This window comes from Spongiactinospora rosea (assembly GCF_003315795.1).
Lineage (GTDB): Bacteria > Actinomycetota > Actinomycetes > Streptosporangiales > Streptosporangiaceae > Spongiactinospora > Spongiactinospora rosea.
The window spans coordinates 1-22,618 of the sequence record NZ_QMEY01000034.1 but is presented as its reverse complement, the minus strand read 5'-3'; the positions used below and the strand labels follow the sequence as shown (position 1 = coordinate 22,618).

Annotated in this window: 18 protein-coding genes; 10 read left to right on the top strand and 8 right to left on the bottom strand. The window is 71.0% G+C overall.

Translation table 11 applies throughout. The features are described 5' to 3' along the window. Nucleotides 1–2: 2 nt before the first annotated feature. Nucleotides 3–3,080 carry a BTAD domain-containing putative transcriptional regulator gene (locus DP939_RS40960; protein ID WP_113986240.1) on the bottom strand — a complete coding sequence of 1,026 codons (3,078 nt, stop codon included), beginning with the start codon at nt 3,078–3,080 and terminating at the stop codon, nt 3–5. A 155-nt stretch (nt 3,081–3,235) separates the two neighbouring features. Here DP939_RS40960 and DP939_RS40955 point away from each other — a divergent pair, with 155 nt between their 5' ends. Then, on the top strand, nt 3,236–3,499 hold the full coding sequence (locus DP939_RS40955) for an SHOCT domain-containing protein (protein WP_113986239.1): 264 nt from the start codon (nt 3,236–3,238) through the stop codon (nt 3,497–3,499). Between the two features lie 4 nt (nt 3,500–3,503). On the opposite strand, the gene DP939_RS40950 is transcribed toward DP939_RS40955, so the two are convergent. The 3 genes from DP939_RS40950 to DP939_RS45730 form a co-directional block, all read right to left on the bottom strand. Then, complete coding sequence (locus tag DP939_RS40950) at nt 3,504–4,052, bottom strand: Uma2 family endonuclease (RefSeq protein ID WP_158578958.1); 549 nt, start codon at nt 4,050–4,052, stop codon at nt 3,504–3,506. Between the two features lie 129 nt (nt 4,053–4,181). Then, nucleotides 4,182–5,102, bottom strand: coding sequence for an acyltransferase domain-containing protein (locus DP939_RS40945; protein ID WP_113986237.1), 921 nt, complete (start codon nt 5,100–5,102; stop codon nt 4,182–4,184). A gap of 106 nt (nt 5,103–5,208) precedes the next feature. Beyond that, on the bottom strand, nt 5,209–5,778 hold the full coding sequence (locus DP939_RS45730) for an RICIN domain-containing protein (RefSeq protein WP_147268340.1): 570 nt from the start codon (nt 5,776–5,778) through the stop codon (nt 5,209–5,211). Between the two features lie 323 nt (nt 5,779–6,101). On the opposite strand from DP939_RS45730, the gene DP939_RS40935 reads away from it, so the two are divergent. From DP939_RS40935 to DP939_RS40900, 7 genes are all read left to right on the top strand, one after another. After that, nucleotides 6,102–10,394, top strand: a complete 4,293-nt coding sequence (locus tag DP939_RS40935; RefSeq protein WP_147268339.1) for a golvesin C-terminal-like domain-containing protein — start codon at nt 6,102–6,104, stop codon at nt 10,392–10,394. A 14-nt stretch (nt 10,395–10,408) separates the two neighbouring features. Continuing rightward, on the top strand, nt 10,409–10,660 hold the full coding sequence (locus DP939_RS40930; RefSeq protein ID WP_113986234.1) for a hypothetical protein: 252 nt from the start codon (nt 10,409–10,411) through the stop codon (nt 10,658–10,660). A 213-nt stretch (nt 10,661–10,873) separates the two neighbouring features. After that, entirely contained in the window at nt 10,874–11,635 is a 762-nt protein-coding gene (locus tag DP939_RS40925; RefSeq protein ID WP_113986233.1) for an ABC transporter permease, read from the top strand. Beyond that, the gene (locus DP939_RS40920; RefSeq protein WP_225878820.1) at nt 11,632–12,663 is read left to right on the top strand and encodes an ABC transporter ATP-binding protein; all 1,032 of its coding nucleotides are present in this window, start codon (nt 11,632–11,634) and stop codon (nt 12,661–12,663) included. Before DP939_RS40925 ends, DP939_RS40920 begins: the two co-directional genes overlap by 4 nt. Nucleotides 12,664–12,848: 185 nt before the next feature. Further along, complete coding sequence (locus DP939_RS40915; RefSeq protein WP_225878819.1) at nt 12,849–13,655, top strand: DeoR/GlpR family DNA-binding transcription regulator; 807 nt, start codon at nt 12,849–12,851, stop codon at nt 13,653–13,655. Between the two features lie 97 nt (nt 13,656–13,752). Beyond that, entirely contained in the window at nt 13,753–14,691 is a 939-nt protein-coding gene (locus DP939_RS40910) for an ATP-binding cassette domain-containing protein (RefSeq protein WP_113986230.1), read from the top strand. A gap of 302 nt (nt 14,692–14,993) precedes the next feature. Then, nucleotides 14,994–16,127 carry a NosD domain-containing protein gene (locus tag DP939_RS40900; protein WP_113986228.1) on the top strand — a complete coding sequence of 378 codons (1,134 nt, stop codon included), beginning with the start codon at nt 14,994–14,996 and terminating at the stop codon, nt 16,125–16,127. A gap of 22 nt (nt 16,128–16,149) precedes the next feature. Here the strand turns inward: DP939_RS40900 and DP939_RS40895 are convergent, their stop codons facing one another. The 4 genes from DP939_RS40895 to DP939_RS45725 form a co-directional block, all read right to left on the bottom strand. Next, entirely contained in the window at nt 16,150–16,593 is a 444-nt protein-coding gene (locus tag DP939_RS40895; RefSeq protein WP_113986288.1) for a VOC family protein, read from the bottom strand. Between the two features lie 82 nt (nt 16,594–16,675). Continuing rightward, nucleotides 16,676–18,910: an accessory Sec system translocase SecA2 gene (gene secA2 / locus DP939_RS40890; RefSeq protein WP_113986227.1), complete on the bottom strand. Its 2,235-nt coding sequence runs from the start codon at nt 18,908–18,910 to the stop codon at nt 16,676–16,678. 112 nt (nt 18,911–19,022) lie between these two features. After that, nucleotides 19,023–19,895 carry a DMT family transporter gene (locus DP939_RS40885; RefSeq protein WP_113986226.1) on the bottom strand — a complete coding sequence of 291 codons (873 nt, stop codon included), beginning with the start codon at nt 19,893–19,895 and terminating at the stop codon, nt 19,023–19,025. 370 nt (nt 19,896–20,265) lie between these two features. Next, nucleotides 20,266–20,730: a hypothetical protein gene (locus DP939_RS45725; protein WP_147268338.1), complete on the bottom strand. Its 465-nt coding sequence runs from the start codon at nt 20,728–20,730 to the stop codon at nt 20,266–20,268. A 78-nt stretch (nt 20,731–20,808) separates the two neighbouring features. Between DP939_RS45725 and DP939_RS40875 the strand changes: the two genes are divergently transcribed. Further along, nucleotides 20,809–21,255, top strand: a complete 447-nt coding sequence (locus DP939_RS40875; RefSeq protein ID WP_199565744.1) for a DNA-processing protein DprA — start codon at nt 20,809–20,811, stop codon at nt 21,253–21,255. A gap of 26 nt (nt 21,256–21,281) precedes the next feature. Next, nucleotides 21,282–22,409, top strand: coding sequence for a hypothetical protein (locus DP939_RS40870; protein WP_147268337.1), 1,128 nt, complete (start codon nt 21,282–21,284; stop codon nt 22,407–22,409). Nucleotides 22,410–22,618 lie beyond the last annotated feature (209 nt).

Below are 22,618 nucleotides of genomic sequence, written 5' to 3'. Positions count from 1 at the left end.
GCTCACAGCACGTCGTCGAACCCCTGCCCGCCGCCGAGCGCGTGCGCGGCGGCGAACGGCTCCGCGCCCAGCGCGCGCTGGGCCTGCTCGGTGATGCGGTCGATGTCGTCGCGTTCGTGCCGGTTGACCCGTACGCCCGCCGCGGCCCGCGCGGCGGCGGCGAGCCCCAGCAGCCGGGCCGCCTCCCCGGCCGGGACGGTCGCCGCCAGCGCCTCGACGGCCCACGCCGTGCTCAGCGGGTCGCCGATCTTCCTGGCCGCGGCGAACGCCTCCAGGAACAGCTCCCTGGCCGCCTCCGCCTCCCCCCGCCCGTGCCGGACGAACCCCAGCTCGACCAGCACCGTCGGCAGGTGCAGGGCCGGTTCCAGGTCCGGGTCCCGGGGCACGCCCGCCAGCATCGCGTTCAGGTGCTCCTCGGCGAGATCCGGCCGACCGGCCTTGCGGGCGGCGTAGCCGAGCCCCATCCGCGCGAAGATCTCCCCCTGCCGGTGCCCCTGCCCGAGGGACAGCCGCAGCGCCCGCTCGCAGGTCTCCATCGCCCTGTCGTACTCGCCCAGGCTCAGCGCGATCCAGCCGAGCCAGGACAGCCGGCCCGCCGCCTCCGGCCACAGGCCCAGTTCCTCGGCGATGTGCAGGCCCTCGGTGAACATCCGGCTCGCCCGCTCGTACTCGCCGCGCACCTCGGCCAGCCCGCCCAGCCACTCGGTCGCCTGCAGCAGCCCCCAGCGGTCGCCCAGCTCGCGGAACAGCCGCTCGCTCTCCGTCCCGGTCCGCTCAAGGTCCGGGAAGTCGCGCCGGGTGTAGGCGTCGCGGGCCAGCACGCTCAGCGTCACCGCGACGCCCCAGCGGTCGCCCTGTTCCCGGAACGTCAGCAGGGCGCTGTCGGCCAAGGCCCGCGCGGACGGCAGGTCGGGCATGCTCCAGGCGAAGAACCACTCGGCCCGGGCGCGGTCGCCCGGGTCGTCCATCGCGAGGGTGTCCTTCCAGTCGGCCCAGCCGGCGTCCTGGCCGAGCAGCAGCGCGAACCCGGCCCGCCAGGCCCGCGCCCTGGCCCGGTCCGCCTCGGGCGCGTCGCCGGGGGCGCGCAGCGCGACGTCCAGCGCCCGCCGCGCCTCGCGCAGCCTGCCGCGCAGGAACCAGTACCAGGCCAGCGCGTTGACCAGCCGCAGCGCCGCGTCCGCGGGGGCGGCGTCGAGCGCGGCGCGCAGGTTCGCGGCCTCGGCGTCCAGGCGGCGCAGCCACTGCGCCTGCTCGGGCCCGCGCAACCGCGCCTCCGCCCGTACGGCGAGCGCCGCGTAGCACTCGACGTGCGCCCGGCGTACCCGCTCGGTCTCGCCCGCGTCGTCCAGCCTGCGCCTGCAGTACGCGGCCACCGACTCCAGCAGCCGGTAGCGCGTGCCCGCGGGCCCGTCCACCACCGTCACCAGCGACCGGTCCACCAGCCGCGCGATCAGTTCCAGCACGTCGAGCCCGTCGCCGCCGCAGACCTCCTCGGCGGCCTGGAGGGTGCAACCGTCGGAGTGGATCGAAAGGCGGCGCAGCACCACCCGCTCGGCGTCGCTGAGCAGCGTCCAGCTCCAGTCGATCGTCGCCGAGAGCGTCTGCTGCCGCGCCGGTCCGCCGCGCTGCCAGCCGGACAGCACCCGGAAGCGGTCGTCCAGCCGGGCCACCAGCTCCTCGACGCCGAGTGCCCGCACCCGGGTGGCGGCCAGTTCCAGGGCGAGCGGCAGGCCGTCCAGGCGGCGGCAGAGCTGCGCGACGGCCGCCGCGTTGGTCTCGTCCAGCGCGAACCCGCGCGCCGACGCGGCGGCCCGCGCCAGGAAGAGCCGCACCGCGTGCGACCCGGCCACGGCGCGCAGGTCGCCGCCCTTGGGGAGGTCGAGCGGGGGTACGGCGTACAGGGCCTCACCGGCCACGCACAGCGGCTCCCTGCTGGTCGCCAGGACGCGCAGGCCGGGGGCGGCGCGCAGCAGCTCGTCGGCGAGCCGCGCGGCGTGCTCGACGACGTGCTCGCAGTTGTCGAGGACCAGCAGCAGCCGCCGGGCGCGCAGCGCGTCCACCAGGCGTTCCAGGGCGCTGTCCGGGCCCGCGCCGTCCCGTACGTCGAGCGCGGCGAGCACGGCCTCGGCCAGCGAGCCGGTGTCGTCCTTCTCGTGCGCGGCCAGTTCGACCAGCCAGACCCCGTCGGCGTGGTCGGCGGCCAGCCCGGCGGCCGTCTCCAGCGCCAGGCGCGTCTTGCCGACCCCGCCGGAACCGGTCAGCGTGACCAGCCGGGCCGTGCCCAGCAGCGCGCGGATCTCGGCGACGGCCGTCTCCCGGCCGATCAGGTCGTTGACCGGGGCGGGCAGGTTGGTCTGCCGCCGCCGGGCCGGGCCGCTCAGGGCCGGATCCTGGCGCAGGATCCGGGTGTGCAGGTCGGCGAGTTCGGGGGAGGGGTCCAGGCCGAGTTCGCCCGCCAGCCGTTCGCGCAGCTCGGCGTACGCGGCCAGGGCCTCGCTCTGCCGCCCGGCCCGGTAGAGGGCCTGCATGTGGACGGCGCGCAGGCGTTCGCGCAGCGGGTGGGCGTTGGTCAGCTCGGTCACGTCCACCGGCTCGCCCGCGGCCAGGCGTACCTCCGACAGCTCCTCCACCGCGGCCAGCCGCGCCTCCTCCAGCCTGGTGATCGCGTGCTGGGCGAACTCGTGGTCGGCGAAGTCGGCGTACGCCGATCCCCGCCACAGGTCCAGCGCCTCGGGCAGCCGCTTCTCCGCCACGAGCCGGGCGAACCGGGCGGCGTCCACCGCGTCCGGCTCCACCCGCAACTGGTAGCCGGGCGCGCGGGAGACGACCAGCAGTTTGCCCCCCGGCTCGGCCTCCTCCAGCGCCCGCCGCAACTGCGACACGCGCACCTGCAACGCCGCCACCGGATTGCCCGGCACGTCGTCCCCCCACAGGTCCGCGACCAGCCGATCGGCCGACACCACCCGGCCCTCGTGCGCGAGCAGATCGGCCAGCAACGCCCGCACCTTGGCCCCGGGGATCGAGACGACCTCCCCGGCGTCGGTCCAGACGGTGAGCGGACCTAGTACCCCAAAACGCATACGACCGACCTTAGGCGGGCCGTGGAGCGTACGTCACCGGGAGTACTCCGGGTCACCGCCCCGCACTCCACCCGTCGTACCTGCGAACAAGGCCGCCGGCGGATGCCTCCTGCCCGGAAATCCCGGACCGTTGAGGTGTCGAAAGGAGCCATCTCATGAACGTTCTGGCCGTGGCCCACTGGGGCGGTGGCGGCTTCTGGCCGATCATCCCGGTCTTCTGGCTGATCTTCTGGATCGCCGCCGTCACCCTGTTCATCAAGGCCCGCAAAAAGGGCTGGAAACCCCCCTTCGCCTCCCCGGCCCCCGCAAGCCCCACCGAATCCGCCGAACGCCTCCTCGCCGAACGCTTCGCCCGCGGCGAGATGACCGACGACGAGTACCTTCAGCGGGTGTCAGTGCTCAAGACCGGTTCCTCCTGACCGCTCAGGGAGCGGTCAACGCGGCGAGCGGAATGGAGACCATGATCGGGAGTTCCAGTTCCAGCACGGTGCGATGGATCCGGTGTTGCCGATACTCCATCGCCACAGCGTCGAGGTGGAACTCCCATACCTCAGTGATCTCCAGCTTCTCGTCGAGAAGGACCATCAGGTAAAGCGGAATCCCGGCCGCCGCGTACTGGCTGCGCTTGTCGGTCAGGTCCTCCCGCGCGGTCGCCGGTGACGAGACCTCCACAACGGCGAGCGTCTGCGACGCGTGCGGCTTCTGCCGGGGTTCGTCCAGACATTTGTAGATCACTACGTCCGGCCGTCGGAATGTGAACTTGGGGACGCGCCAGAGCACTACATCGATATCGGTCTCCACGCTCAGGCAGGGGCCGGTGGGCGGACGCGCGTCCTCCAACTGCGTGGCGAGGCGGCGGGCGATCCGGTTGTGGCCCGGTGCCGGTGACTCACATTTGATGACGTGCCCGTGTACTACTTCGATGCTCCTGGCGATCTCTTCGGAGAGCGCGTTGTACTCGGCTTCACTCATGACCTGCGGGAGGCTCTCGTACCACGATGGGGTCGCCATGCGGGCCTCCGAATTCGTGGAAGGGGCATCGATCAGGGCGAACGTACCATGGTCACGCCCGTCGGGTGTCCGGGTCGGTGGTGTCCGGGTTCACAGCGGGCACCAGCCGTGGCCGATGTACCAGTGGCCGCCGGCGCGGAGGTGGTCGGTGAGGGCGCGCTGGAGGGTGGTGCGGCGGGGGAGGGTGTCGAGGGGGTGGTCGGCGCTGCCGAAGACGAAGGCGATGGGGTCGGTGTCGGCGGGCTCGGCGGACTCGTAAGCGGTGTGAAAGCGGTCCTGGAACCGGATCAGGTTGGAGCCGGGCGGGAGGTATCGGGCGAGCTGCCGGTCCAGGACCCAGGAGTGGAGCAGGGCGATCCGGTACCGCTCGCCGGGGAAATGGCGGGGGAAGAACGCGCGGGCCAAGGCCATGGAGTGGTCGCATGCCTGCGGGGACAGCGGGCCGTAGAAGTCGGGGATGTGGACCGTCAGGCACGGGTCGCCGGGGACGTACGGGAGACCGGCGGCGGCCAGGCCCTCGCCGGTGCGGGTGCCGAGGCGGGCCCGCTGGAACTGCAACCGGCCGAGCTGGTACAGCTCACCCCGGAAGTGGAACCTGAGCCAGCGCGGGTAGCGCAGGCCGCCGGTGCCCCGCCAGCGGCGGTGGGCCGCGACGCTGCGGCCGAGGTCGGCGAGCGTACGGCGGGAGATGTCGCGGGGGATGCCGTGCCGCTGGTGGTAGTCCAGGACGTACGGCAGGGCGGCGAGGTACACGAAGAGGTTGAAGAAACGGCCGAGCGCTTCGGGCTCTCGTGGCGGCTCCGGAAGCTGGAACGGCCTGTCCAGCGTCCCGATCCCGTCGACGAGGGCCGGTAGGCCCTCCTCCAGCGACCGCAGCGCGGCCGGGTCCTTCAGGAGCGAGGCCCGCAGCGCGACCAGCTCGCCGATGTCCTCGTGCGGCACCCCGAGGTCCAGCAGCACCTCGGGCAACTCGTCCGCCGTGGGTAAGACGCCCGTCCCGGAAGTGGCCACGGCGCCCCACCGTACACCCTTCACGAACGGCGGGCGCGGACGATCAAGGGGCCGTGCCGGTACATCGCCGGTCCGCCGTGACCGGGCCGCCCCGCAGCCGCGGTGCTCAGCGCGCTCCCCGGATGGGGGTATCCGAGGCCGCGGCCCTTCCGGCCGGGTCAGGATCGCAGGTCGGCGGTGAGTTCGGTGGCGGTGGCGAGGCCGTCGGGGGAGAGGTCGAGGGTGGCGACCTCAGTGAGGAAGGTGGTGGCGGACTCGCGGCCGCCGGCGCGGAGGTGGAGTTCGGCGAGGTGCGGCAGCAGCTCTCATTGCTGCGCAGGCTCATCCCGAGAAGGGCGCCGTTGAAGTAGCGGGATTCCTCGACCCATTGCTGATTGCCGCTCCAGGTGTTCATGAAGGCGCGGCGCAGCCCGCCACCGTAGGAGACCACTCGCCAGTACTGGCCGTTCGGATTCGGTGGCTGTCCGTTGTAGTGCTGTTGCACCACCGGTCCTTCATTGGCCGTCGTGCCGTTCTTCACATCGAGCAACTGGCTGGAAAAGCGGTTCTGCCAGAAGATCACGTCGTCCGCTGCGGCGGGGGCGGCCGGCAGGAGGCCCGAAACGAGCGCCAGTAAGGCGCCGAGAACGGCGGCGCGGCCGAGCGCCGCCCTGGGTCTGTGCCTGTTTCTCACCATCCGACATCCTTTCGATGACAGCGGAACAGGGATTTCTATTACGCCGTGGAGAAACTGTCAAGGTTGGGGGCTAATTCGTTATTTCATGGGCCTGCCCGGACGTTGAAGTCGTGCCCGATGGCGGTCAACGGGCGTCCGTAATCCCGCTCATCTCGCTCGATGTGATCCAGATCACTGTGAAAGCAGGGTGGACAGGATCGGCTTTCTGATAAATGATCAGTCCGCCGAAAAACGCCCAGGCGTACGGGGAAAACGCCTCCGCTTTTGCCGCCGACCTCTCGCTCTCCTCAATGTAACGAACCTGGTTCTGAATCGAGGATGAAATGAGACGCTTTCTTGCGCCGTTCGTCGTGCTCTTACTGGTGTGCGCGGGCGCACCGCCCGCGTCGGGCGCCGCGGCCACCGGCCCGCCAGGAACGGCCGGAACGGCCGGAAAACCCCCGCCGCCCCCGGCGGACCCCGCCGGACGGTCGGCGATCGAACCGGCGAAACGGGATCGGGTGCTGCCCGCGAAATGGCGCGAGTCGAAGGACGTGGCACTGGCGACCGCCGGAGACTCGACCGGGTTCCACCTCCTGACCGCCGAGGCCGCCACCGGCTATCAGTGGCGTACGCTCGCCACCCTCCGCGAACCCGGCCTGGACACCGACCAGTGGATCGGAAACGCCTGCCTGACCGGCTCGGGGAACAGCGCGGTGGCCGTTTACGCGCCGCGGCATTTCACCAACAGGGAAGAGCTGTTCAACCGTGGCGGGTTCGCGGCCGTGGTCGATCTGCGGTCCGGTGAGGTGACGAAGTTACGGGACCAGGTGTCGCTGTCGTACTTCAACCCCGGCTGCGGAGCGGGCGAGCGGGTCGTGCTCACCCAGGGCGCGGTGGAGCGGCATGACTCCACCCGCCTGCTGGTCCTGAACGCCGCCGAGCGGAAGGTGACGACCCGTATCCAGGCGCCCGGCCAGGTCACCTCCGCGATCCCGGTGCGCGACCGCGTGGTGGCGGCGGCGGGCGGCCGGCTGGTCGAGGTGTCCGGCTCCGGGGTGCGCACGCTGGTCACGACCGGTTCGGTGCCGTTCGACCTGCGCGCGGACGACGATGGCGGCGTGGTGTTCGCCGAGCGCGCGGGCGAACGGGTCGAGGTCCGCTACCATCGTGCGGGCTCGGCCCGGCTGCTGGCCACCGGGCGGCTCGGCCGGTTGTCGGTCGAGACGGGGACGCGCGGGCGGCTGTTCCTGCTCGGGGACGCCGAGCGGGTGCGCGACCTGCCCGCCAGTGTCACCCATCTGGCCTCCGCGCCCGCCCGTAGCGAGGTGTCGTCGGAGGGCGGCCTGGCGGTCACGTCAGCCGCGCCGGACGTACGAGCCGACGCGGCCGCTCTCAAGGACACCGGCATCTCCGGCACCGGCATAGGGAAGACGGAGCCCGAGCCGGTCCGCATCGCCGCCCAGGTGACCGCCACCCGGGCCGAGGTCGGGTTCACCGTGCAGCCGGACGTGAGCGCCGCGCCGCAGGCGAGCACCGGCACGCGCATCAACCCCCGGCTTGCCGCCGAGGGAACGGTGGACGCGGGCCACACCTGCGCCGTGCCGCGCAACGATCCCACCGTCCAGGTGTACCAGCCGCACTGGCGGCAGGTGGAATGGGCGGTGAACCAGCTCGTGTTCAAGAACCGCCTGACGCTCGCCCGCCCCGCCAACTGGAAGGGATCCGGGCTGCCGAGCTGGTCGCCCGCGGCGATGTTCCCCATCGAGGACCTGCGCGGCGGCGGCCGGGTGCCCTCCACGATCATGCTGGGCGTGCTGGCGCAGGAGTCCAACCTCTGGCAGGCCCAGCGCAACGCCGCCGAGGGCGAGCCGGGCAACCCGCTCGTCGGCAACTACTACGGCCTCGACCTCTATGACAACGACCCCGGCAACGACTGGGACATCGATTTCACCAAGGCCGACTGCGGCTACGGGATCAGCCAGCAGACCGACGGCATGCGCAAGGCCGGTTCGGAACGGCCGGGCGAGACCGCCTGGCCGCCGGACAAGCAGCGCGCGGTGGCGCTCGACTACGCCACCAACATCGCGGCCGGGCTGCGCACCCTCACCCAGAAGTGGAACCAGATCTGGGACGACACCGGCGGTGCGGTCAAGGCCAACACCGGAAACCCCGCCAAGATCGAGAACTGGTACTTCGCCCTCTGGGCGTACAACTCCGGCTGGCACCCCAAGGCCGAGGCCCCGGCGAACGGCGGCGCGTGGGGCGTCGGCTGGGCCAACAACCCGGCCAACCCCGCCTACCGCCCGGACCGCCACCCGTTCCTGGACAACAACACCTATTCCGACGCCGCCCACCCGCAGGACTGGCCCTACCAGGAGAAGGTCCTGGGCTGGGCCGCCTGGCCGATCGTCAAGTCCTACTACGACGCCGCCCAGCAGAAATGGCTCGACCAGGCCGGATACAACTACGCGTGGTGGAACACGGTGACCGACCGCTCGCAGATCGTCCCGACTGTCAACGCCGGCACGTCGTTCGCGGTGGACATCAACGCGTTCTGCCGCGCCTCGGGCACCGACCACAACGACTGCCAGCCGGGCGCGAGCGTACCCGGGGCCAGTACGCCCGGCACCTGCCGGCGGGCCGACTTCAAATGCTGGTGGCACCTGCCCAAGCTGTGGAAGGTGAACTGCGACACCACCTGTGGAAACGAAGGGACCATTCGCTATTCGGATCCGGAGTGGGCCTATACGGAAAGGGCCGACCCGACCGATCATTGGACGCCGTGCCGTACCCCGGGACTGCCTTCCGGCGCGTACATCATCGACGATGTGCCCTCCACCGTTCCCGCGATCAGGGGCGGCTGCGACAACAGCGGATGGGCCAACTCGGGGAGCCTCGGATTCGAGTTCGGCCGCGACGCGCAGGGCAGGGTTCCGGCGAAGGCCGACTTCGGGCAGATCGGCAATGGATTCGGTGGCCACTACTGGTACGGATTCACCCGTTCGCCCGACCACAACGGCGAGGTCTTCAAGGTCTCCGGTACCTGGACCCTGAACCGTTCGGTGAACGGACCGGCCAATGTCTGGGTCCACCTGCCCGCGAAACTCGGCTACACGAAACACGCGAAATACGAGGTCCAGACCGCCCAGGGATTACGCACCCGGACGATTTCGCAACGCGGTGACGGCAGGACCAACCGGTGGGTCTCCATCGGCGCCTTCCAGTTCGCCGGGCCGCCGGTGATCCGGCTCAGCACGCTCGACTCCTCCGGCGACGGCAAGGAGTCGATCGTCTGGGACGTCGTCGCGGTCCAGCCCGTCAGCGGCACTTTCGCCGAGCACACCGTGGAGGCCGTCGCGCTGTTCGACGAGGATCAGGACGTGGACAGCGCGCCGCCCGCGTCCGACTTCCCGACCCCGCTGCGGAGCAGGCAGGCCCTGTACGACTGGGGGATCGAGACCTCGAGCGCGGTGACGTCGCTGCCGGACTGCTCGGGCGGGCCGACGATGTTGTGCACCATGCCCGGGATCAAGGCCGCCATGGGCCGATGGCACACAGACGTGGTGGCCGCGGGCACCGACCCCGTCGACCACCCCGACGGCAAGAGCATCGCCACCTGGATCGGGTTCGCCAACCCCTACACCGATCGCCCGACGAGCCCGGCCAAACCCCCGTGGTACGACACGAATGACGGGACCTACAAGATCCGCTCCAAGGTGTCCATCTCGTTCGTCAAGGCGGCGGACGGCACGATCGTCGCCGGGAGCGAACACGGCGAGTACGCCAACCGCACCGGCGACACGCACCTGCCGCGCTTCGTCAAGGACACCTTCGCGGCCCTCCAGGCCGACTACGGCATAGCCCCGCCCGACCTCACCTACAGCACCGCTGACCTCAACAGCCACGACGGCGTGCGGCGCACCGCGAGGCCGCACCTGACCGGCATCCTGCCCGGCCGGGCGTACGCCTACGCGGGCAAGGCCCCCGTCGCCGTGGACGCGGCGGGCAACCCGACCGGCACCGGCGGCACCTGCGTCGCCGCCCTGTACACCTCCGGCGGCTCGATCGGCTACCGCCCGATGCTCGGCGCGGACGACGGGAAGCCCTGGGAGAAGGCGGCGGACTGGAAGGCCCGCGTCGAGGGGGACACGAGGGTGCCTCCGGAGGTCGCCAAGGTCGCCGGGGAGATTTACAACGCCTTCTTCAACAAGGGGATCATTCCCGGCCTCGGGTCGATATTCGGCCAGGGACCGCCGATCTGGCAGGAACTCAATCTCCGGGTGTGCACCGACGGCAGCGTGCGCAAGAACGGCGACCGGCCACTGCTGCGCTCAAGTCACATGCCGGACCAGTACCTTTACCACAATGGGCAGGCAATGGACCTGAATGGCGGGCAGAGCAACAGCGCCGCCCCTGTCGTGAAAGGCAGGTTCGACCGGTTCAGCAGGATCCCCGACCCTAATCAGACCTGGCCATTGTGGGAGAATCCCTATGGGCCGTGCGGCCCCGCGACGGGTCAGAGCGGCAATCCGTGGGACATTTCCGTGCCTTCGGATGCCGGGGTGAATCCGTCCGCGGCGAGGTTCTGCCTCGACAATTCCCTCCAGCCCGATCCGGCCTACAGCAGCCCCTGACAGGACCCGCCCTCGTGTTCATCGCCATGCTCGCGCTGATCGGCATCGCCGTCGTGTGGACGCTTCTCGCCGCACTTCAGGTCCGTGACACCCGGATCACCAACGGCATCGTGGTAGCCCATTTCGTCGTGACGGTGATCCTCATCGCCGTGCTCGGCGTGCGGGACCCGGAGGCGCTGGGCATGTGGCTGATCGTGTTCGGCTGGGGCGGCCTGGTCTCGGCGATCCGCCTGGCTGTCGTGGTGGTCAGGGCGCTGCGCGAGTAGGGGAGGCCGGTCCCACGACCGGCCTTTCCCTCACGCCGAGCAGGCCCGCCGCCATCTCCGATATGTCGCGAAAACTCAGGACATGCCGAAGTTTGCCATGCTTCTGCGAGGGGTATCGGGGGATGTGCCCCGCACGCGCGAGAGTATGGTGAGGTGGTGAACAGCAAGGCCCCCTCCGTTCGCGCGAGCCGTCCACGCAGCCGATCGCCATGGATGCTCGTCGTTCCCGCGCTGCTCGGGCTGGGCTTCCTGGTGCTGCCGCTGGCCGGTCTGCTGGCCCGCGCGCCCTGGTCCACGATGCCGCGCCGGTTGGCCCAGCCCGAGGTGCTTGAGGCGCTGCGTCTCTCGCTGCTCACCGCGACCGTCGCCACCGTGCTGTGCCTGCTGCTCGGCGTGCCGTTGGCCTGGCTGCTGGCGCGGGTCGCGTTCCCCGGCAAGCGGCTGGTGCGGGCGCTGGTCACCATCCCGCTGGTGCTGCCGCCGGTCGTGGGCGGGGTCGCACTGCTGCTGGCGCTCGGCCGCCGGGGGCTGGCCGGGCAGTGGCTCGCCGAGACGTTCGGGATCTCGCTGCCGTTCACCACGGCGGCCGTGGTCGTCGCCGAGGCGTTCGTGGCGATGCCGTTCCTGGTGATCAGCGTGGAGGGGGCGCTGCGCGGGGCCGACGACCGGTTCGAGGAGGCCGCCGCGACGCTCGGCGCGTCACGCTGGACGATCTTCCGCAGGGTCACCGTCCCGCTGGTGCTGCCCGGCATCGTGGCGGGCGGCGTACTGTGCTGGGCCCGCGCGCTGGGGGAGTTCGGGGCGACCATCACCTTCGCAGGAAACTTCCCGGGGGTCACACGTACCATGCCGCTCGCCGTCTACCTCGCGATGGAGACCGACCCGGAGTCGGCCATCGTGCTCAGCCTGATCCTGCTCGTGGTCTCGGTCGCGATCCTCGCGGGGCTGCGCGACCGATGGGTGGCGGCCCCGTGACGCTGCACGCGCGCCTGATCGTCGAGCGCCCGCGCTTCCGGCTCGACATCGAACTGACCGTCGCCGCGGGCCAGGTACTCGCGCTGCTCGGCCCCAACGGCGCGGGCAAGACCACCGCGCTGCGCGCCATGGCCGGGCTCACCCCGCTCACCGACGGCCGCATCTACCTGGACGGCAGGCCGCTGCACACGATGCCGGTCGAGGAGCGCCCGATCGGCGTGGTGTTCCAGGACTACCTGCTGTTCCCGCACCTTTCCGCGCTCGACAACGTCGCCTTCGGCCCGCGCTGCCAGGGGGCGGCCAAGGTCGCGGCCCGGCGTACGGCGAGCGAGTGGCTGGAGCGGGTCGGCCTGACCGAACACGCCGCCGCCCGGCCCAGGCAGCTCTCCGGGGGGCAGGCCCAGCGGGTCGCGCTGGCCCGCGCGCTCGCCGTGCACCCGCGGCTGCTGCTGCTGGACGAGCCGCTGGCCGCGCTCGACGCGCACACCCGGCTTTCGGTGCGCTCCCAGTTGCGCCGCCACCTGGCCGACTTCGACGGGGCCACCGTGCTGGTCACCCATGACCCGCTGGAGGCGATGGTGCTCGCCGACCGGCTGGTGGTGATCGAGGACGGCGCGGTCGCCCAGGAGGGCACCCCCGGCCAGGTCGCCAGGCGTCCGCGCACCGACTACGTGGCCAGGCTGGTCGGGCTCAACCTGTACCGCGGCACGGCCGACGGCGCCGGGGTCACGGTGGACGGCGTGGAGTTCAGTGTGGCCGAGCACCTGCGGGGGCAGGTGTTCGTGGCGTTCCCGCCGTCGGCCGTCGCGCTGTACCGCACCCGCCCCGACGGCACCCCGCGCAACCTGTGGCGGGCCCGCATCGAGGGCATGGAACGGTACGGCGACAACGTCCGCGTCCACCTCGGCGGCCCGATCGCGGCGGGCGCGGACATCACCCCCGCCGCGGTGGCCGACCTCGGGCTGTCGCCCGGCCAGGAGGTCTGGGCCGGGGTCAAGGCCACCGAGACCCACGCCTATCCCGCCTGAACAGTTTCGATCGCGTATGGCTATGGAAAACATAGCTGAATGATCTGATTCGTTCTGATCCGATCGCTCAATCGATCCCTGAAGGGACGCTGGGAGCCCCGCCGGATGGATCGCGACCTGCGGCCGGGCCCACTATGATCGGATCCGACCGGACGACGAGCCGACCAACGACGGGCGGGCAGACCGTGGGCGAGACCCAGGCGCCGGGCGACGGCCGCCGGCCGGTGTTCGCCGCGGAGCGCCGTCAGCGCATCATCGAGCTGCTGCGGGTCAACGGCGCGGTGTCGCTGCGCGAGCTGGCCCAGGCCGTGCGCTCCTCGGAGGTCACCGTCCGCCGCGACCTGCGCGCGCTGGAGGCCGAAGGGCTGATCAACCGCCACCACGGCGGCGCGACGCTGCCGGGTGAGCTGTCCCGCGAGCCCACCTATGCACAAAAGGCGCAGGTCGCCGCAGGGGAGAAGGCCGCCATCGCCGACCTCGCCGCCTCCCTGGTCGAAGACGGCGACGCCATCGTGGTCGGCCCCGGCACCACCACCCAGGAGTTCGCCCGGCGGCTCACCCGGCATACCGAGCTGGCCGTGGTCACCAACTCACTGCTGGTCGCCCAGGCGCTGTCCGGTTCGCCGCGCATCGAGGTGGTGCTCACCGGCGGCACGCTGCGCGGCTCCATCCACGCCCTGGTCGGCAGCGCCGCCGAGCACTCCCTGGCCGGGCTGCGGGTGCGCCGGGCGTTCGTCTCCGGCAACGGCCTCACCGCCGAGCGCGGCCTGTCCACCCCCAACATGCAGGTGGCCGGGGTCGATCGGGCGCTGGCCGGGGCGGCGGAGGAGGTCGTGGTGCTGGCCGACCACACCAAGATCGGCGTGGACACCATGGTGCAGACGATCGCCGTCGAGCAGTTCGACCATCTGGTCACCGACGACGGCGCCCCTCGTGACGTGCTGGACGAGCTGAGCGGCCGTGGCGTACGGCTGCATGTGGCCCACGCCTGATCACATGTGATCGGCCGTGACAAGATCATGGCCTTTTCGTTACGGGATCGTTTTCCGCCCGGCTCACCATCGATCCCAGCGAGGCAAGGAAAGTGCGATGAGCAGTACGGTTCTCCAAGCCGACGGGGTGCTGAAGACGTTCTCGGGTGTACGCGCCCTCGATCACGTCTCCTTCGCGGTCGGTCCGGGCGAGGTGCACGCGCTGGTGGGCGGCAGCGGCGCGGGCAAGTCCACGCTCGTCAAGGTGCTCTCCGGGGTCTACCGGCCGGACCGCGGCGAGTTGCGGGTGGGCGGCGAGCGGGTGCGCTTCGGCTCGCCGGCCGAGGCCAGGCGGGCCGGGATCGCCACCGTCCACCAGGAGGGCAACCTCGTCCCGCTGATGAGCGTGGCCCGCAACCTGTTCCTCGGGCGCGAGCCGCGCGGCCGGTTCGGGCTGATCGATTTCGCCCGGCTGCACGCCGAAGCCGACCAGATCGTCCGGTCGTACGGCATGCCCCTGGACGTCCGCCGCCCGCTCGGCTCGCTCTCCCCGGGCACCCGGCAACTGGTCGCGATGGCCAGGGCCGCCTGGGCGGACGCCCGCGTGGTCATCATGGACGAGCCCACCTCGGCCCTCGAACCGGGGGAGATGGAGACGCTGTTCCGGGCCGTCGCCCGGCTGCGCGCCCAGGGTCGGTCGATCATCTACGTCAGTCACCGGCTGGAGGAGCTGTACCGGGTCTGCGACACGGTGACCGTGCTGCACGAGGGCAAGGTCGTCCACACCGGCGGCCTCGCCGGGCTGGACCGGGTCCGGCTGGTCTCACTGATGCTCGGCCGCCCCCTCCACCAGCACCGCCCGCTCCCCGAGGAGCCTGGCCCGGCCGTCCTGCCCCTCCTGGAGGCGACCGGGCCGACCAGGCAGAACGTGCGGCCGGATGTCTCCAGCGCGCTGCACGAGGGGCAGGTGCCGGGCCTCGGCGGGCTGCTCGGTGCCCGGCGCGGCGAGACGGCCAGGGCCATGCCGGTGGTGGGCATGCCGCTGCTGCGCAAGTGATCGGTCCGGGCGGGGCCCGGCCCGATCGAGGAGGACCGCGTCTCCGGCGACCTGTCCGAACGGCCCCGAGGCGCTGAGGACACGCATCCCGGCGGCCATGCCGCCACTTCCGCCGTGCTGTGTCCGGATGCCTGACAGGGCGTCCCGCAATATCCCCCATATCGCCATATTTCCCGCACGCCACAGCACGGGTGAGTGACTTCACGGATCTTGGGATGCCGTGCATGCTCATCGTTAGTCGCCGACGTCGCGGACCCGACGTCCTTCCACGACCTTGATCCCCCTGCTCCAGAAGGAGAAGCATGGCGAACCTGCGCGTTCTTGGAACGGTGCAGCGCCTGGGCGTCATCGCCCTGGCCGCAGCCCTGCTCGGGTACGGCGCGACCGTACCGGCCGCGCACGCGAGTGCGCTCACCGTGGCCTGCGGGGACACCCTCACCGCGAGCGTCACCCTCACCGCCGACCTGACCTGCGCGGGCGACGCGCTGACCGTCGGCGCCGCCAACGTGACCATCGACCTGAACGGCCACACCATCAGAGGCAACGGCACCGGGAAGGGAGTGCAGCTCGACCGGCCGCAGGGCGTCGCCGTGACCAACGGCACGATCACCGGCTTCGCCGATGGCGTGTACCTGGAGACAGGGGCCGGCATCACCCTGACCGGCGTAAGGCTCGCCGCCCCCTTGCGCTCCTTCGGCGGTAACACGGTGACCGTCGCCGGGACGACCTCGAACTGCGAGCTGTCCGGGGTGAACGTGCGCTACACGGTCCTGAAAATCGACGACTGCGTGCTGACCGGCTCGGTCAGCCTGTCGGAGAGCAACGGGTCCGCCATCAGGGACAGCGAGCTGAGCAACGGATCGCTGAACATCTGGCAGTCCGACGGAGGCATCTACACGGGCAACGTCTTCGACGCCTTCCCGGTGTCCACCAGCGTGGTGAGCCGCAGGAACCTGTTCAAGAGCAACATCTTCGCCAACACGGCCACCGCCTTCACCGCGGGCGCGGTGTACGACGCCGCGCGGGCCGGGATCGTGGAGGACAACGTCTTCCGGGACAACGACATCGGCCTGCGCAGCCACGACATGCGCAATGTGATCGTGCGGAACAACGTGTTCGAGGACAACGACACGGCCGGGATGTACCTGCTCACCATGACTCCCGTGGCGAGCCCCGACGCGCTGTCCGGCAACGAGTTCGTCAACAACGGCCACGACCCGAGCGGCCTCACCGACGCGGGCGGCAACGCGGTACGCGGCGGCATCCACATCAGGACCGGCACCGACGACCCGCTGAAGCGGATCACGCTGGCGAACAACACCGGCAGCGGCAACGCCGGACACCTGATCTGGGCCCCGCCGGGCATGGTGATCGACGGCGGCGGCAACCAGGGCCCCTGCGGCCCGACGCCCAACCCCGACCTCACCTGTTTCTGATCTCTGACCGAATGAGAGCCGGTCAGCTCAGGCAGAACTCGTTGCCCTCCGGGTCGAGCATGGTGACCGCGTAATAGTCGGGGATGCCGCCGCCGGGCACCGCCCGGACCAGGGTCGCGCCGAGGCCGACCAGGCGCTCGGCCTCGGTGTCGACCTGCCGCCTGCGGACCTCCACCGGCACGGCGCGGCCCTCGGTGACCTGGATGTCGAGGTGCACGCGGTTCTTCACGACCTTGCCCTCGGGCACCCGCTGGAACCAGATGCCCGGACCCGCGCCGTCGGGATCGACCACCGAGTCGTAGCCGTCGGGGATCTCCTCCTGGAGCCCTCGGTCCGCCCAGTAGGCGGCCCAGGTGGCGAAGCCGTCGGGCGGCTCCTCCAGCCGGTAGTGCAGGGCGTCGGCCCAGAAGCGGGCCAGCCGATCGGGGTCGGCGCAGTCGAAGGTCACCTGGAATTTCCGTGCCATGCGGCAGATGCTGCCGCATGGCACCGACATTTCCGGGCCGACATTTCCGGGCCGACTTTTCGGGGTCGCTTTTTTCGGGCCGTCAGTCGCGGTCCTTGCCCGAGACCCGCTTGAGGATGCGCTCCAGGGCGGTGCCGAACGGGTTCTCCTGGACCATGTAGGTCCAGGTGGCGGTCGGGCGCTTGATGTCGGCGGCGGCCAGGTCGAGCCCGTCGGCGGTGACCGGGGCGGTCTCGAACGCCTCCACCGAGGACTCCTCGACCTCGGCCAGCAGCCGCTGGTAACCGGCGACCGCCTCGCGGTGGAACTCGTCCAGTGGGTTCATCCGGCCGAGCACCCGCAGGTGGATGCCCTCGCGGACCTCGGTGAGGAAGGCCATGTGACGGGTCCAGCCCGCGTCCAGGTGGTACAGCACGATCTGCCTGGCCGCCTCGCGCAGTACGTCTTCGCCCACCGACTCAAGCAGCTCGGCCCACCGCTCCGGCCGGGCCTCGGCCAGCGCGTCGGCCGCGCTGTCGCCGTGCAGGATCTTGTCGCGGTGTTCCAGGACCAGCGACCGCTGGTGTTCCAGCAGCCGGGTGTAGCGCCAGGTGTTGCGGTGGATCTCCAGGTTGGCGCCCTCGGCGACGCGCTGGGCGTGGCCGACGATGTGGTCGCCGCGGCGGTGTCTGACCACGCCGTCCTTGTCGGCGGCGGGCGGGCGCTCGTCGGGCGCGAACCTGGTGATCAGCTCGTCTTCCAGGCTGACGTAGAAGACCGAGCCGCCGGGGTCGCCCTGGCGTCCGGCCCGGCCGCGGAGCTGGTCGTCCAGGCGGGAGCTGGAGTGGCGGCCGGAGCCGATGACGTACAGGCCGCCTAGCTCGGCAACGCTCTCGCCGAGCCTGATGTCGGTGCCGCGCCCGGCCATCTGGGTCGAGACGGTGATCGCGCCGCGCTCGCCCGCCTTGGCGATGATCGACGCCTCCTCGGCGTCGTTCTTGGCGTTGAGCACCACGCAGTCGATGCCGCGCCCGCGCAGGGTGAGCGCCAGGCGTTCGGATTCGGCCACGTCGAGCGTGCCGATCAGGATCGGCCGGCCGGTGGCGTGCACCTCGACGATCTTGTGCGCCAGCGCCATGTCACGGTCGGTCACCGTGGCGTACAGGACGTCGGGCTCGTCCACCCGGCCGGACGGCTTGTTCGGCTGGATCGCGGCGACCTGGAGGTCGTAGAACTCGGTGAGCTGTTCGCCCACCGCCACCGCCGTGCCCGTCATTCCGCACTTCTCCGGATAACGGGTGATGAGCCCCTGGATGGTGATCGAGTCCAGGATCTCGCCGGTCTCGCTGGCGGGCAGCGCCTCCTTGGCCTCCACCGCCGCCTGCAGGCCGTCCGGCCAGCGCTGGAGCAGCGCGACCCGGCCCCGCGAGGCGTTGATGAGCTGGACCCGGCCGTCCCTGACGATGTAGTCGATGTCTCGGGTCAGCAGCGCGTGCGCGTGCAGGGCCAGGTTGACCTCGGTCACCTTGTCGGGCGTGTCGTAGAGGTTGCCGTCCTCGCCCAGCGTCTCGCCCAGGGCCTCCTCCACCGCGTCGGTGCCGAGCGCGGTGAGGAAGACGTTGCGGCCCTGCTCGTCGAGCTCGTAGTGGTAGCCCCGGACGAGCTGCCTGACCAGCGCGGCCATCGACGGCACGCTGGTGCCCGGGTCGGCGGCCCCGGCCAGTACCAGCGGCACCCTGGCCTCGTCCACCAGCACGGAGTCGGCCTCGTCGATCAGCGCCACGTTGGGCTCGGGCACGATCTGGTCGGCGGCGGAGGTGACCATCCGGTCACGCAGTACGTCGAAGCCGATCTCGCTGACCGAGCCGTAGGTGATGTCCTTGGCGTACGCCTCCCTGCGCTCCTCGCGCGTGGAGTCCTGGCCGATCCAGCCGACGCTGACGCCGAGCGCCGTGTACAGCGGCTCCATCCACTCGGCGTCGCGCCTGGCCAGGTAGTCGTTGACGGAGATCACGTGGACGCGCTTGCCCTGCAGGGCGTAGCCGGCCGCGGCCATCGCGCCGGAGAGGGTCTTGCCCTCACCGGTCGCCATCTCGGCCACGTGCCCGGCCAGCAGCGCGACCGTGCCGACGAGCTGCACGTCGTAGGGGCGCAGGCCGAGGGTACGGTCGGCGGCCTCCCTGGCGATGGCGCAGAACTCCGCGAGGTCGTCCATCGCCGGGGTGGGCAGCTCGTCGAGCGCCGCGACGGCCTCCCCGCGTTCGCCCGCCCTGGCGACCACGCGCTCGAACGGGGTGAGGTCCAGCGAACCTGGACGCTGCAGGAGCTTGCGGAACATCTGCGCTAAAGAGGCCACGAACCCTCCAACGAGCCGTTCGAGGGACACGTTCCCCGAAGGCTCCTAGTATGCATCGCCGCCGCAGGCGTGCGCCTGCCTCACCCCATTGTGATCACTGCGGTTCGCGCAGCGCCAGCGCCACCACCGCGAGCAGCAGTACGGCCGCTCCCGCCGCGGAGTACGGGGTCAGCGTCTCGCCCAGCAGCAAGACCCCGATCAGCGTAGCGGCCAGCGGCTCCACCAGCACGATCACCGACGAGGTGGTGGCCGGTACGGTGCGCAGGCCCGCGAAGAACAGCCCGTACGCGAGCGCCGTGGGCACCGCCCCCAGGTAGGCGAGCAGCGCCGCCGCGGCGACCGGATGGCCGCCGGACGGCAGTACGCCGGTGGCGAGCGCGGCGGGCAGCAGGAAGATCCCGCCGACGACCAGCGAGCCGAGCGCCGTACGGTACGGGTCGCCGCCGCCCGCGCGGTTGACCAGCGTCACGCTCGCGTACGTCACGGCCGACAGCAACGCCCAGCCCAGCCCGAGCGGCGAGAAGTCCGTCGAACCGCCGGGCAGGCTCAACAGGACCAGCCCGGCCAGCGCGGCGGTGACCGAGGCGAGCCTGCCCGCGCCGAGCCGTTCGCCGAGAACAAGCCGCGCACCCGCGGCGACGAGCACCGGCGCCGCGCCCAGCGTGACCACGGTGGCCACGGCGAGCCCGGATTCGCCGACCGCGGCGAAGTAGGACGTCTGCGACACCGCCATACACACGCCGGTGACCACCATCCGCCCGCGCCCCGCACGGACACCCGCGCGAGCGATCAGCGCGCCCGCCACGGCGAGCAACGCGGCACCGATGGCGAACCGCCAGAACGAGACGGCGACCGGCCCAAGGCCGCCGAGCCGATAGATCAGGGCCGCCGCGGCACCACCGGTGCCCCAGGCGGTGGCCGCAATGGACACGTACAGCAGACCCTGCCGCACGGAGACATGCGTCATCGAGAACTCTCCGAAGGGGAGTGGCCGAAAAGGGACCCGTACGCGGGCAGCGACCACTCACCGAGTCACCCAGACCCGGCTACGCGCGTGAGCCCCGCCCGCCTAGCGAGCGGCGGGGGGAGACATGATCGAACGCATGATGCCCCCACCTTAACGGCCGCCCCCGCCTACCGCCCTGGACCAAGGGCCCTCGCTCCCCTCGGACGATCTTCCTTATGTCACCGGCTGTTTCAGGCATCTGATACCGGGGCCTTCGAAGAAGCGGATCATCGGCAAGCCGTGCCGGGCTGGGCGTACTTCGTTGTCTGCCACACGTGCGACCTCAGGGATATGACCCCCATTGCGGCAAGGTGGGCGCGTTCGCGAGCGCTCAAGCCGTCCACTGCACACCGTCCTTCGCAGGGCGCGGACGGGCGGCGTTGTGGGGCACACCGCCCGCCCGCGCGGCACGGGGACTGCCGCTGCCCCGTGCGGCGCGGCATCGGCCCCAGGGAAGGTGGGGCCGCCGCGCGGTCCACGGGGTGGCGCGGGCGGGGAGCACACCTCGTACCCACCCGCGCCAGGCGGGCCCTCGGCGGCCCGCCGTACGGCACGGCGGCGCGCTGTACTCCCTCGCCGCGCCACCGCACCCGTTCATGGGGTCGCCCTCCACGTGTCGCCGGCCGCCGTGACGGTCGCGCCGTCGGCCGTACTCGTAGCCGATCCCGAGGAACGACAGCCGGGCGTACCGCACACGTCCCCGGCCGGCGAGGAAGCCGTCCAGGGCGTCGAGCATGGCCTTCTCGTCGGCGTCCGCATCGTCGGTGACACCGTGGAGGTCGTCAGGCTGGGTCATGATGACGAGTAGACCCGGAGGGGGCTGCTTCCAGGAAGATGACATCCGATGACAGGGCGGGACGGGATGCCGGGTGCGATGACCATCACCGGGTCAAGGGCGACTGATCATCGGCGGTCGGACGAGTACTGGGCGATCTTCAACACCTACCTCGGCCCCTTTGCGCGCGCCGGTGTGGCGATCTACCTCGGCGGAGCCTCGGGAATCGACTCTCTTGCCCTGCTATGGCTGTCATCCGAGACCCAGGCGTCACTGATCGTGGCGACCCCGGGCACCCTCGCCGACCAACCCGCCGACGCTCGCCGTGCCGTGGCCTTGGCACGAGAGCGCGACCGTCTGTCCGAACTGGTCGAGTTGCGGCATCCTCGGCATCCGTCCACCGAGAGCTACCACGCCCGGAATCGGTGGATGGTCGATCGAAGTGACTTTGTCCTCGGTTTCCCGAAAGGCCCATCGGGCGGGACCTGGTACACGCTCAACTACGCGGCGGAGCGGAACAAGCCTCGGCTGATCCACCCCATCTAGCTCCTGCAGCATGCTGTAATACGCGCATGACAGCGAGTGAGCGGCGTGCGGCGGCGTGCACCCTGCGACTCCTCCGTGAAGGCCGCGGCTGGTCATGGTCTGATCTGGCGCGCGCGATCAAGTCCGCCGCAGGCGAGCTCGCCACGACACCGGTCGATCGCCTCACCGTCCCCAGCCTCGTACGGACGATCGCGCGATGGGAACGCGAAGATCGGCCGACCTCCCCCGCCGAGCGCTACCAACTGCTGCTGGCATATGTCTTCGCCCGTCGCGGCGAGAACGTACGAGTGGGTCAGGGCTCTGACTTCGATCAGGTCATGGACCTGATCGTGACATGGGGCGGCTCGGCTGAGCGCGTGGCCGAGATCCGCGACCTGGCCACGCGTGCGGCGACATCTGGCCACGGCTTGCTGGCATTCTTGCCGCCTGGCCTGGAACCGCTGGTCTCGGCGGTCAATGGGAAGGGCCACCTGACCATGGGGGGCGTCAACGCGTTGGACGCGCTCGTGGCGGATGTCAACGGCCAGGTCGGCGGTGCGCCTTTCGCCCGCCTCCACCTCGCCATGGCTCCTGCCGTAGAGATCTCTCGTCGCCTCATGGCCGCACCGAGGTCCGAGCATTTACGGCAGCCGCTCGCACAGGTAACGGCGGGCGCCTTCATGGTCGCCGCGCGTATCGCTTTCGAGGCACGCGACGATGACACCTCGCTGCGCCTTTACCAGGAAGCCGTCCGCGCAGCCGTTGACGCACCGGCGTGGCAGCGTACGGCCATGAACACCAGCCGCGCCTTGGTCGTCCTCTACTCGGGCCGCGATGTCGCAGCCGCCCGAGCCGTCGCCGACGAGGCCGTCCGTACGGCCGGTCGGAGCGAAAGCCCCATCATGCGAGCCCGCGCCCACGCCCTGCAGGCCGAGATGGCGGCGCGTGCCGGCCAGAGCGACCACGCATTCGCGGCTCTGCGCCTGGCGTGGCGGGATGTGGACGGCGACTGTACGGACGATCCGGCGGGCGGCCGGTTCGGGGCTGGCCACCTCGATGGCTTCGAGGGTGTGTGCAATGTGCACCTCGGCCGTGGGGCGGAAGCAGAACCGCATCTGGTGGATGCGATGGCCGCGCTGTGCGCCGTGAAGCGCTTGCTGATCGAGTGGAGGTGAAAGACCTGCACCGCCGTCTTGTCGCAGCAAGACGGTTGAAGCTGAGGGCAGCCTGACCCGGGAGGTGCCGGGGAGGGTGGCAAGCGGCCCTGACAAAGCCGGGACGTGTCAGCACCGTCAGATGGAGCGGGTCCGGCAAGCGAGACGGAAAGGAGTACGCGAGGAACCGGCGTTTACGCCTCCTAACGTTGCACCGGCTCCAACCTGAC